This window comes from Kribbella caucasensis (genome assembly GCF_004361855.1).
Classification (GTDB): domain Bacteria; phylum Actinomycetota; class Actinomycetes; order Propionibacteriales; family Kribbellaceae; genus Kribbella; species Kribbella caucasensis.
Genome location: NZ_SNWQ01000011.1, coordinates 87,784 through 99,585, shown reverse-complemented (window position 1 = coordinate 99,585; position 11,802 = coordinate 87,784). Strand labels below are relative to the sequence as shown.

9 protein-coding genes are annotated in these 11,802 nt (G+C 67.5%); 1 reads left to right on the top strand and 8 read right to left on the bottom strand.

What is annotated here, in order from left to right; all coding sequences use genetic code 11:
• Positions 1-4 precede the first annotated feature (4 nt).
• Genes EV643_RS22715 through EV643_RS22705 form a run of 3 tightly spaced genes read right to left on the bottom strand, consistent with a single transcriptional unit; the run spans position 5 to position 3,062 of the window.
• Positions 5-844 carry a carbohydrate ABC transporter permease gene (locus EV643_RS22715; protein ID WP_133802129.1) on the bottom strand — a complete coding sequence of 280 codons (840 nt, stop codon included), beginning with the start codon at positions 842-844 and terminating at the stop codon, positions 5-7.
• A complete protein-coding gene (locus EV643_RS22710; protein WP_202869709.1) occupies positions 841-1,734 on the bottom strand; it encodes a carbohydrate ABC transporter permease in 894 nt (297 codons plus the stop codon). Before EV643_RS22710 ends, EV643_RS22715 begins: the two co-directional genes overlap by 4 nt.
• Before the next feature lie 26 nt (positions 1,735-1,760).
• The gene (locus EV643_RS22705) at positions 1,761-3,062 is read right to left on the bottom strand and encodes an ABC transporter substrate-binding protein (protein ID WP_133802128.1); all 1,302 of its coding nucleotides are present in this window, start codon (positions 3,060-3,062) and stop codon (positions 1,761-1,763) included.
• A 196-nt stretch (positions 3,063-3,258) separates the two neighbouring features.
• Here EV643_RS22705 and EV643_RS22700 point away from each other — a divergent pair, with 196 nt between their 5' ends.
• Positions 3,259-7,026, top strand: a complete 3,768-nt coding sequence (locus EV643_RS22700; protein WP_238165730.1) for an endo-alpha-N-acetylgalactosaminidase family protein — start codon at positions 3,259-3,261, stop codon at positions 7,024-7,026.
• Positions 7,027-7,086: 60 nt separating this feature from the next.
• Here the strand turns inward: EV643_RS22700 and EV643_RS22695 are convergent, their stop codons facing one another.
• The 5 genes from EV643_RS22695 to EV643_RS22675 all read right to left on the bottom strand — a co-directional run bounded on the left by EV643_RS22695 (position 7,087) and on the right by EV643_RS22675 (position 11,668).
• Positions 7,087-8,331: a HAMP domain-containing sensor histidine kinase gene (locus EV643_RS22695; RefSeq protein WP_133802126.1), complete on the bottom strand. Its 1,245-nt coding sequence runs from the start codon at positions 8,329-8,331 to the stop codon at positions 7,087-7,089.
• A 4-nt stretch (positions 8,332-8,335) separates the two neighbouring features.
• Positions 8,336-9,034, bottom strand: a complete 699-nt coding sequence (gene cseB / locus EV643_RS22690; RefSeq protein ID WP_133802125.1) for a two-component system response regulator CseB — start codon at positions 9,032-9,034, stop codon at positions 8,336-8,338.
• A gap of 4 nt (positions 9,035-9,038) precedes the next feature.
• The gene (locus tag EV643_RS22685) at positions 9,039-9,638 is read right to left on the bottom strand and encodes a hypothetical protein (RefSeq protein WP_133802124.1); all 600 of its coding nucleotides are present in this window, start codon (positions 9,636-9,638) and stop codon (positions 9,039-9,041) included.
• 151 nt (positions 9,639-9,789) lie between these two features.
• Entirely contained in the window at positions 9,790-11,163 is a 1,374-nt protein-coding gene (locus tag EV643_RS22680; RefSeq protein WP_133802123.1) for an FAD-binding oxidoreductase, read from the bottom strand.
• A gap of 34 nt (positions 11,164-11,197) precedes the next feature.
• Positions 11,198-11,668: a hypothetical protein gene (locus EV643_RS22675; RefSeq protein WP_133802122.1), complete on the bottom strand. Its 471-nt coding sequence runs from the start codon at positions 11,666-11,668 to the stop codon at positions 11,198-11,200.
• Positions 11,669-11,802: the final 134 nt, after the last annotated feature.

The window sequence follows — 11,802 nt, the reverse complement described above, 5'->3', positions numbered from 1 at the left end:
TTACTCAGCCCTTGACGGCGCCGAGGGTGAGGCCAGCGACGATGTGCCGCTGGAGGATCAGGGTGAGCAGGATGACGGGCACCGAGTAGATCGCCGCCAGCGCGGTCATGGCGCCCCAGTCCAGGCCGAACTGGGTCTGGAAGTTGGCGATCACGATCGGGGTGGTCTGCGCTCGCACCGAGGTGAGCAGCAGTGCGAACAGGAACTCGTTCCAGGACGCCAGGAACGCGAAGATCGCGGTCACCGCGAGACCTCCCGTCACCACCGGGAGTACGACGTACCAAAGCGCCGTCAGCCGGCCGCAACCGTCCACCACGGCCGCCTCGTCGAGCTCGTCGGGTACGGCCTCGAAGAAGCTCGCCATCAGCCAGATGGACAATGGCAACGACAGGGTCGTGTGGGCGATCGCGAGGCCGGCCGGCGTGTCGATCAGCCCCAGCGCCCGGATCATCGACAACAGGGGAATGCCGATCGCGACCGGTGGCACCATCCGGGCCACGAGCGCGCCCATGATGAACACTCGCCCCGGCAGCGTCCGGAACCGGGTGATGCCGTACGCCGCGGGTACGGCCAGCAGCAACGAGAGCAGGGTGCTCAGGATCGCCGTGGTCGTGCTGTTGATCAGCGATGGTACGACGCCGTCCCGGCTCAGCGCGTCGGCGTAGTTCGCTGTCGTCCAGTGCTGCGGCAGCACCGTCGGCGGCACCGCGATCGTGTCTAGCGGCGTCTTGAACGAGGTGAGCAGCAGGTAGGCGAAGGGGAAGCCGTAGAGGACGAGGACGGCGACGAGCAGGGACCAGAGCAGGGCACGGGTGCCCGGCCCGCGGACGACGAGACCGTTCATTGCCGTACCGCCCCCGGTCGCCAGATGAACCAGACCGCGATGGTTGCGACGAGCAACATCACGACGAGGTACATGGTGGCCATCGCACTGGCCAGGCCTGGATCCCCGAACCGGATCATGGTCTGGTAGATGAGCAGGCTGAGCGTCTGGGAGGCGTTCTCCGGCCCGCCCCGGGTCTGGATCAGGATGATGTCGAACGCCTTGGCCGCGTCGATACCGCGAACGATCAGCGCGACCGCGATCACCGGCCGGAGCAACGGCAGGATGATGCGGAACAGCATCGACACCGCCGGTGCCCCGTCGATGCGGGCCGCCTCGATCACCTCGCCCGGAACGTTCTGCAGCCCGGCGAAGATGACCAGGGTCATGAACGACGTGGTGAGCCAGATGTCCGGGATCGCGACCGAGAACAGCACGATGTCCGGGTTGCTGAGCCAGCCGATCGCATCCGCTCCGGGCAGGATCCCGATCCGGCTGAGCAGTTCGTTGACGATGCCGAAGTTGTCGATCAGCAGGAACCGCCAGAGCAGGCCGGCGACCACCGGCGCGATCATCAGCGGGTAGAGGAAGACGGTGCGGAAGACCGCCGACCGGGTACCCAGCAACGAGAAGAGCAGCGCGGCCGCCAACCCGAGCACGAACTCCGCCGTCACCACGAGCGCGGTGTAGCCGGCCGTCCGGACCGCCGCGCCGGTGAACTCCTCCGACCGCAGCGCCTGCAGGTAGTTGCCGAGTCCGACGAAAGAGCGCGGCCCGTCGGCGATGGGCGAGATCTCGAAGAAGCTGTCGACGACCAGGCGCACCAGCGGCCAGGCGACGAACACTGCCAGGAAGACTGCGGCCGGCGCCATCAGCAAGGTGGCGAAGGTGCGGTCATCGACTCTGCGCACGAGCTGAGCCTTCCTCTCGGTGCGGTCTATTTCAGAAGTGATTCGGTCTTGGCCTGGGCCTCCTTGAGCAGGGCGGCGTTGTCCGCACCCGGGACGACCGCCTTCTGCAGCATCGGGATCAGCACCGTGTCGACGATCTGCTGCCATTTCGCGTTCGCCGGGCGCGGCGCGGTCGCGGGCGCGTCCAGGGCCGCGATCAGGGCGGTCAGATTCTCGTGGCCGGGCTGCTTCTCGTACTTCTGCAGTGCCGACTTACGGGCCGCGAGCCCAAGGGTGGTCTGGACACCGAGATCGTTGTGCTGGTAGGCGAACTCGATGAACTTCTCCGCGCCTTCTGCGTTTCCGGTGGCCTTCGGGACCGACAGGTACCAGGCGCCGGGTACGGCCGCCGTTCCGGCCGGGCCGGCCGGCAGCACCGTCACTCCGGTCTTGCCCTTCGCCGGGGAGTCGGCCGGGATCTGCGTGTACGCGTGCGCCCAGAACCGCAGCATCGCCGTCTTGCCCTGGTTGTACAGGTTCTGCGCGGCCGCCCAGTCCACCTGGGCCGCTCCGGGCGGGCTGACCTTCAGCTTCGTGTTCAGGCCCGCGTAGAAGTCCAGCGCCGTCAGCGCGGCCGGGTTGTCGAGATCGACCTTGCCGTCGCCGGTGAGCACCATGTCCGTCGCGCCCGCCTGGAGAAGCGTGGCCAGGTACTCCGTCTCCACGGCGCCCTTGACATCGGTGCCGTAGCGACCCTTCCCGGTGAAGAACTGCGCTGCGTCGGAGAACTGCTGCCAAGTCTTCGGCGGCACGAGGTCGTAGCCGAACCTGGCTTTGAACGCCGACTTGTTGGCCGGGTCGTCGAACAGATCCTTGCGGTAGTAGAGGATCTCGGCGTTCGTCCAGACGGGCATGCCGACGTACGCACCGTCCACCTTCGCCTCGGTCAACAGGGCCGGGAACAGGTCTGCCTTGACCTCGTCGGTGAACAGGCCGTCGAGCGGTTTGACGGCCGCGGCGAAGCTCTTCAGCCAGATCGCGTCCAGCGCGGCCACGTCGAACGACACCGATCCCGACGACAGCTCGCTCGACAGCCGGTCGTACAGGCCGTCGTACGGCAACTCCACGAAGGTGACCTTGGTGCCGGTCTCCTTCTCGTAGGCGTCCGCGACCGGCTGCAGCTCGGCGTGCCCGCCGGCCTCGACCAGCACCCGCAGCCCGGCCTCCGAACCGCCCGCGCCGCTGCCTCCCGCGCCGCAGGCGGTCGCCACCAGAGCGACCAAGGCGACCGCGGCGCCCACCAGTCGCCGCCGGCCCTGGACCCTTCGCACATGACTGACGATCCTCATCGTGCCCTCCGCTCAACCGATCGCCGATGCTACCCAAAACGTTTTGGGGAAACGTTTTGGGAACCTTAGGGCGAGCCCGAGAAATCCGTCAAGACCTCAGCAGCTTTGTTCATAGCTGTTCGTTTCTCTTGACTCTTGCTCGCTCATGCGCACAGAATCCGGGACGACCCTCTCCGTCCATCCAGGGAGTCCGCCCGTGAGACCCATCCGCCCAGCAGCTTTGACCACGGCACTCGCGCTGACCGGAGGCCTGCTCATCGCCTCGCCGGCCAGCGCCGACCGCTCAGCCGCAGAGCCCTTGACGCTCCGCTCGAAAGAACTCACCGTCACCGTCGGTACCGACTTCCCGCGGGTGATCTCGTACGCCGACAACGTGTCCGGGCAGGCGCTCGGCGGTCAGCCCGACGCCATCTCGACCGTCACCGTGAACGGGGTCGCCAGGACCGCGAGGTTGAAAGCGGCCCCGGTCGTCGACGGCGCGAATGCGTCGTACCAATTGGTGTTCGACGCGTTGCCGGGAGTCGAGCTGGACGCGAGCCTCGCGGTGTCCGGGCGGGTGACGACCTTCCGCATCGACGCGGTCCGGGACACCGAGACGAGCCGGGTGAACACGATCGACATCCCGGACCACGATCTGGTCTCCGTGGCGAGCTCAGATGCCGGGGCGACGACCGCGTTCACCACGCTGGACCCGGACTCGACCCGGACCGCCGACAAGGTCACGCCCGTCACGGGGGCGACAGCGGCCGAGACGGCGCCAACCGGAGCGGCGTACGCGTTCGTGAACACGAACGGCCTGGCCGCCGGGATCGAGTCGAACTCGGTCTACGACAAGCCGTCGGGGCAGTCCGTGGACGACGGTGCGCGGTTCTGGCACCGGGCCCGGAAGGCGGTCGATGGGACCGCTCGGGTCGGCGTCTGGAGCGGCCAGTGGACGTACCGCGGCGACACCTCGACGTACACCGAGCCGCTGCCCTGGGCGAAGGTCGTCGTCACCCCGGACGCGAACAACGACAAGTCCGTCGACTGGCAGGACGGCGCGATCGCGTTCCGTTCGATCATGACCGAGCCGAAGGGCGCGGAACTGGTCAAGGATCGGGTGATCACGCACATCCCGTTCAACTTCGCCAGCCAGGCGACGCATCCGTTCCTGCGCACACTGGACGACGTGAAGCGGATCTCGCTGGTCACCGACGGGCTCGGCCAGATGGCGCTACTCAAGGGGTACGGGTCCGAGGGACACGACTCGGCACATCCCGACTACGGCGGCAACTACAACACCCGGGCCGGCGGCCTGGCCGACCTGAACACGCTGCTGAAGAAGGGCAAGGCCTGGAACACCTCGTTCGGCGTGCACGTGAACGCGACCGAGTCCTACCCGGAGGCGAACGCCTTCAGTGAGGACCTGGTGGACAAGAACAGCAAGGGCTGGAACTGGCTGAACCAGAGCTACTACATCAAGCAGCGACCGGATCTTGCCTCGGGCAACATCGTGAAGCGGTTCCAGCAGCTCCGCGACGAGACGGACCAGAACCTGCAGGAGCTCTACATCGACGTCTACTACCAGTCCGGTTGGCTGGCTGACGGGCTGACTCGGCAGCTGGCAGGACAAGGCTGGCAGATCGCCACCGAGTGGGCCGACCGGCACGAACGTACGTCGCTGTGGTCGCACTGGGCCAACGACCTGGACTACGGCGGCGCCACGAACAAGGGGCTGAACTCGCAGATCATCCGGTTCGTCCGCAACCACGAGAAGGACGTCTGGAACGCCGACCCGATCCTCGGCCAGACCTCGCTGGTCGAGTTCGAGGGCTGGACCGGTGAGACGGACTGGAACGAGTTCTACGCCAATATCTGGCAGCACAACCTGCCCACCAAGTTCCTCCAGCAGCAGATGATCACCGACTGGAACAGCAGCGAGATCAGCTTCACCGGCGACGTCCGCGGCACGGTCGAGAACGGCAACCGCAACCTGTACGTCGGTACCGCGAAGGTGCTCGACGGCGACAAGTACCTGCTGCCCTGGCAGGGCAAGAAGCTGTACCACTACAACCCGGCCGGTGGGCAGACGGCTTGGCGAGTGCCCGCTCCGTTCACGAGCGTGAGCAAGTTCTCCGTGTACAAGCTGACCGACACTGGCCGGGTCAAGGTGACCACCACGCCGGTTCGGAACGGCATGGTCACCTTGGATGCCGTCGCCGGCCAGCCGTATGTCCTGTACCCCGATCAGGCGCCGACGCAGCCGAGTGCCCAGTGGGGTGACGGCACTCGTCTGAAGGACCCGGGCTTCAACGCGGGCAACCTGGAGGCGTGGAACGCCCGGGGCGGCGCGACTATCGATGCCCTGGACAACGGTCAGCACGTTGCCTCGCTGGGTGCCACGCAGAGCTCTCTGAGTCAGCACATCACCGGACTGGTTCCGGGTCGTGTCTACAGTGCGTCAGGCTGGATCGAGGTCGAGCCGGGCAAGTCGCGTCCGACCACGCTCGCGGTCGATGGGACGAAGACGACAGTTGTCCGGTCGGCTGTGCAGAACCGGGTCGCCGCCGACGACAAGCACGGCTTCTACTACCAGCGCGCGAAGGTGTTGTTCACCGCGCGAGGTACCAGTGCGACGCTGACGATCGGCGCGGCCGCCGGAGCCGCCAAGGTACGGATCGACGACGTCCGCGTGGTCGAGACGAAGCGCCCGGCCGCCGGCTTGGTGGACGACTTCGAGAACGTCGACCAAGGCTGGGGCCCGTTCGTCAAGGGCGACGCCGGTGGCACGACCGACCCACGGACCAGTCTGGCCCGCAAGCACGCGCCGTACACGCAAGCCGGCTGGAACGGCAAGCTGGTCGATGACGTGCTCGACGGCGACTGGTCACTCAAGGCGCACGAGGAGAACGCCGGGCTGGTCTACCGGACCGCGCCGTGGACGGTGGACTTCAAGCCCGGTCACAAGTACCAGGTCAGCTTCGACTACGAGAGCGGCCGGGCCGGGCAGTACGCGTGGATCCAGGGCGTCGACCGGCCGCAGTCGGTCGAAGTGAAGGCCACCCCGATCGGGGAGCAGCGGACGAAGGCGACGTTCAGCCAGGAGTTCGTCGCGGGATGCGGCGGCGACTACTGGGTCGGCCTGCGCAAGCTCTCGTCCGGTGGCGACCAGGCCGACTTCGTCCTGGACGACTTCGCCGTCACCGACCTCGGCCCGACGGACGAAGCAGCCGACTGTACTGCGATCAGCTTGTCGGGCGCGGGCCTCAACGGGATGGTCTCGGGTGAGGCGAACACTGTGGTCACCACGTTCACAAACAACGATGTGGTTGCCGTGAACAACATCACCCTCGGGCTGACCGGACCGAGTGGCTGGACCATCACGGCGACCACCCCGGCGACTCACGCGACCGTTGCTCCCGGCACCAGTGTCACGACGAGCTGGGAGGTGACTCCGCCGGCCGGGACTCCCGAAGGCAAGTACATGCTGACGGCAACGGGTGGACGTGCGGTCTCCAGCTCTGAGGCGACCGTGCTGCCGCCGGGGATCGTGCCGCAGTCGCGGATCAAGGTGACGGACGTCAGCAGCGAGGACGCCGCCACCGGCGGTGCCGCGACGGCAGCACTGGACGGAAACGCCAGTACCCTTTGGCATTCCGCGTGGTCACAGGTGCCGACACCGGCGACCTTCCCGCACCACATCACCCTCGATCTCGGCGCGTCGTACCAGGTGGACGGGTTCAGCTACCTGCCGCGGCAGAGCGGGTCGAACGGGATGTTCAAGGGCTACGAGATCTACGTCAGCGCGGACGGGCAGGACTGGGGTACGCCGGTCGCGACGGGTGAGTTCCCGAACCTGCGGACCACCCAGCGGGTCAACTTCACCGCCAAGCCCGGCCGCTTCCTGAAGTTCGTAGGCACCAGCTCGCTGAACGGAGCGGTATTCGGTTCGGCCGCTGAACTGAACGTGTACGGCACCCGCTGACCAACCGCTTGCGTCCGAAGAACCTTGGGTTACAGGCCAAGGTTCTTCGGACGCTACGAATTACGACTCCGTCTCAGGTAGGGGCGGCAGCTCCAACCGGGCCAGCGCGCCGCCTTCGGGCGCAGCACCGAAAGTCAGCACCGCGCCGAGCACTTTCGCGTGGCCGGCCGCGATGGTCAGGCCGAGACCATGGCCGACCCCACGCTCGGCCACCCCGGACCGGAACCGACGGGGGCCCTCGGCAATCAACTCCTCCGGATATCCGTCGCCGTGGTCCACCACCTCCATGGTCCGGCCGCTGACGGTCACGTCGATCGGCGGTTTGCCGTGCCGGAGACCGTTGACGATCAGGTTGGCCAGGATCCGCTCGATCCGGCGCGAGTCGGTCCACACCGTCTCGTCCTCCCCGATCCGGTGCACGATCACGCTGTCCGGGGCGAGCGACTGCTGCATCCGCAGCCGGCCGACCGCCGAGCCGACGAACGCGCCCAGCCCGACGTGCTCCAGATCCGCCTGCTCGACGCCTGAATCGAACCGGGCGATCTCCAGCAAATCCTCGACCAGCCGGCGCAACACCTTCGCCCGGTCCCGGACCAACTCACTCGGCCGTCCCGCCGGGAGCAACTCGGCCGCGGTGAGCAGGCCGGTCACCGGGGTGCGCAGATCGTGGGCGACGTCGGCGGTGAACCTGCGCTCGGCCTCCAGTTGGGCGCGCAGCGAACTGGCCATCGTGTCCAGAGCCGTGGCCAGCGACTGGACCTCGTCGTTGCCCTTGCCTGCCGCCCGCGCCGCGGAGGCGTCGAGCTCCCCCGCCGCGATGCGGCGCGCTGTACCGGCGACCGCGACGATGCGGCGGGACAGGCTGCCGGCCGCGACCACACTGACCAGGGCGACCAGCGCGACGGTGCCGATCCCGCCGAAGATCAGGGCCCGGCGGAGCGCGTTCATCGACGGGTCGTTGGCCTCGTAGTCCTGCACGATCGACAGGATCTTGCCGTCCCTGACCGCCACGGCGGCCCACATCTGCGCATTCGGCGAGCCTGTCTTGAAGGTGGCTCGCTTACCCTCCAGGACGGACTCGCGCAGCGGCTGCGGCAGGTCGGGATCGTCCAGCCGGGACCCGAACAGTGGTACGCCGTTGCGGTCGTAGCTCTCCGCGGCGAGCTGGATCCGCTCGTCGGCGAAACTGCGGGTCCGGTCCAGCCGGGACGACTGGGCCTGCGTGTAGACCGCGACGCAGAGCACCAGGATCGCCAGCGAGGAGACGAGCAGGAAGATCAGGCCGAGCTTGCTGCGGAGGCCCACCTGCTCAGGCCCGCAGCTTGTACCCGAATCCGCGCACCGTCTCGATCCGGTCCGCGCCGATCTTGGTCCGCAACCGCTGCAGGTGCACGTCCACCAGCCGGCCGTCGCCACCCCACTCGTAGTCCCAGACCCGCTGCAACAGGGTCGAGCGGCTGAGCACCACGCCGGGGTTGTTGGCGAACTCGATCAGCAGCTTGAGCTCGGTCGGCGTCAGCTGCACGGTGCTGCCTCCGCGCCGGACCTCCAGCGCCTCCCGGTCCAGCTCCAGGTCGCCGAACGACTCGACGCTGGCACCGGCCGACGGGGCCGGCCGCTCCGGGTCGCTGATCGCCCGGCGCATCACCGCGCGCAACCGGGCCACCAGCACCTGGGTGTCGAAGGGCTTGGTCACGTAGTCGTCCGCGCCGGCCTCCAGCCCGAGGACGACGTCCAGCGCGTCACCGCGGGCGGACACCATCACGATCGGGACCAGGCTGGTCTCACGGATCCGGCGGCACACCGAGATGCCGTCCAGGCCCGGCAGCATGATGTCCAGCATCACCGCGTCCGGGTGGATCTTCTCGAAACTCTCGATCGCCTCCAGGCCGTCCTCGGCCGTGGTGACGTCGTAGCCGTGCCGCTCGAGGGTCAATTGGGTCGCCTCACGGATCACCGCGTCGTCCTCGACCATCAGGATGCGCGCTGCCGGTTCTTCCGGTACCACCGAGTCAGTCTCCCTTTTGATCCTGCGAGCTCAGCTTGATCATCTGCCGACCAGTCCAACGGTAGACCTCGACCCGGGTTACAGATGGGCAGCAAGGTTTGTCGTCGACAGCGAAGATTCCTGACTCCACGACCAGGTCCTGCTGCTGGCTTTCACTGATCTTCAACCGCTCGCCGCGCAGGCTCCAGACCTGGCGCGGACCGGCCGGTTCGATGGCCATCAGGACGGCACCGTAGACGAACTTTTCACCGGTGTGAACCATCACGACGAGCTGCGGATAGTTGGACTTGAGCACGTTCACCGTGGGTCCGCGGGTCAGGCAGCGCTCGACCACCTCACATTTCACCAGCACGGTGCGGAAGAACGGCTCCAGATTCTTGTTGGCCAGCAACTCGAGCCGGACCTGCGCCAGGCTGACCGTGACGGCGGGCGGCGTGCGCTTTTCCGGAGTCTGCGTCGGCGCGAATCCCCGCACCGACGGCGAGGCGGAAGCGACCGGCGTCTCGGCTCCCTCGACCCGCAGCCCACCGCCGTTGCCGCAGGCCGACAGGGTCAACACCGCCGCGAGCACGAGCACGACAAGGGGACACGCCCTGACTCGCATGGGTGTCCTCCTGGTGCGCCTCAACGATCTCCCCCGGTGGTTCAGACAACTACCTTCCATAGTGCGGCCACGACGTCACAACAATCGGCCGCGCAGGTCGTACGGGCGCGGCAGTTCCGTTGCGGTTGAATCACAGAAGATGGAAGAACCTTCATGTCACGACCTTGCCCGGGTTGAGCAGGTTCTTCGGGTCCAGCGCGGCCTTGATCGCGCGGTGCACGGATTCCGCGACCGGGCCGATCTCCTGCCGCAGCCAGTCGCGCTTCAGTACGCCGACGCCGTGCTCGCCGGTGATCGTGCCGCCGAGCTCCAGGCCAACCTCCATGACCTTGTCGAACGCCACCTGCGCCCGGCGGGCCTGTTCCGGATCCTGCGCGTCGAACACCACGGTCGGGTGCATGTTGCCGTCACCGGCGTGCCCGAGCACGCCGATGGTGATGTCCAGGTCGGTGGCGATCTTCTCGGTCGCGCCGATGAAGTCGGCCAGCCGGGACCGCGGCACACAGACGTCGTCGATCATCGTCGTACCGAGCTCGTCCAACGCCAGCAACGCCGATCGGCGGGCCTCGAGCAACAGCTCGCCCTCGGCCTCGTCGTCCGCCTCGATGCACTCGATCGCACCGTGCTCCCGGCACAGCTTCGCCACCGTCGCGATGTCCGCGGCACCGGCCTCGCCACCGGCGTCCGACTGGGCGATCAGCATCGCCGCCGCCTCGGTCGGCAGGTCCATCCGCTTGTAGTCGTTGACCGCGGCGATCGTGGTCCGGTCCATGATCTCCAGCAGGCTCAGCGACACGCCGGACCGGATGATCTCGATGATCGCCTCACCGGCGGTCACCCCGGAGTCGAACAGCGCCGCCATCGTCCGCGGCCGGGCCGTCTGTGGACGAAGCGCGAGGGTCGCCTCGGTGATGATGCCGAGGGTGCCCTCGCTGCCGACGAGCAGCTTGGTCAGGTCGTACCCGGCAACGCCCTTGACCGTCTTGCGCCCGGTCCGCAGCACCCGGCCGTCGGCCAGCACCACCTCGAGCCCGAGCACGTAGTCCGTGGTCACGCCGTACTTCACGCAGCAGAGCCCGCCGGAGTTCGTGGACAGGTTGCCGCCGATCGAGCAGAACTCCCAGCTGGACGGGTCCGGTGGGTAGAACAACCCGTGCTCGGCGACGGCACGTGAGAGGACCGCGTTGTAGACGCCTGGCTGGGTCACGACGTACCGGTCGACGTCCTCGATCCGGAGGATCTTGTCCATCTTCTCCAGCGACACCACGATGCAGCCGTCGAGCGCGTTCGCGGCGCCGGACAGGCCGGATCGCGCACCCTGCGGCACGATCGGTACGCCGTACTCCGCGGCGACCCGGACCGCCGCCTGGACGTGCGCCGTCTCGCGGGCGAGCACGACCGCCAGCGGTTCGCCGGCCGGGCAGAACATGGCCCGGTCGTACCGGTAGCTCTGCATCCGGTCGTGATCGGTGACCAGAGCCTCCGGCGGCAGGACGTGTCTCAGCCGCTCGACAACCTCACTCATACCGTGAGCCTAATAGCGTTTCGCGGCGTTTGGCTTACCTGGTGCGCGCGGTCCTGTTTTCCGAGATCTTCTGGTAGCCGCCGCCGTAGTTGTGGAACTCGCGCGCCATCGCGACGAACGTCGTCCTGCCGTCCAGCGACTTGACCTTCGGCGTCCGGCAGGTGCGCTCGCCCGGGCCGACAGCGCCGTTGCCGCCGGCACTGTCACAGGACAGCACCCGGCCGTTGTTGGAGCCGCCGTACTGGATCAGGTAGGCGCTGGTCAGCGCGTACTGCGGCAGCCGGCTGTCCATGGTCACCTCGGCCCAGTACTGCGAGCAGCTGTCCCGGATCAGCCGGATGTCACCCCAGCCTGGTGGTTTGTTGTCGCGGAAGATCTGCGCTGACGAGATCGTCCGGGCACCCGGGCAGTTGGCGGCTTCGACCGCCTGTGCCGGTGTCGCGAGCGCGAACGCGCCGACTCCGGCCAGCCCTGCGGTGCTGAGCAGAATGCCCAGTGTCTTCATCGGAAAACCCTTCCTGAATGCACGCCCCGACGCGCACTCATGGGGCAGCGTACGCGAACCGCCCCTGACCCGACAGTCAATCCGTTAATCGGACACGAGAACTGTCGGTATCAGGGGCGACACGGACCGGGGCG

What these genes read in the sequence shown, in the direction of transcription:
- EV643_RS22685 (WP_133802124.1), bottom strand. Translation starts at nt 9,638, where the DNA reads ATGCGAGTCAGGGCGTGTCCCCTTGTCGTGCTCGTGCTCGCGGCGGTG.
- EV643_RS22715 (WP_133802129.1), bottom strand. Translation starts at nt 844, where the DNA reads ATGAACGGTCTCGTCGTCCGCGGGCCGGGCACCCGTGCCCTGCTCTGG.
- EV643_RS22680 (WP_133802123.1), bottom strand. Translation starts at nt 11,163, where the DNA reads ATGAGTGAGGTTGTCGAGCGGCTGAGACACGTCCTGCCGCCGGAGGCT.
- EV643_RS22675 (WP_133802122.1), bottom strand. Translation starts at nt 11,668, where the DNA reads ATGAAGACACTGGGCATTCTGCTCAGCACCGCAGGGCTGGCCGGAGTC.
- EV643_RS22705 (WP_133802128.1), bottom strand. Translation starts at nt 3,062, where the DNA reads ATGAGGATCGTCAGTCATGTGCGAAGGGTCCAGGGCCGGCGGCGACTG.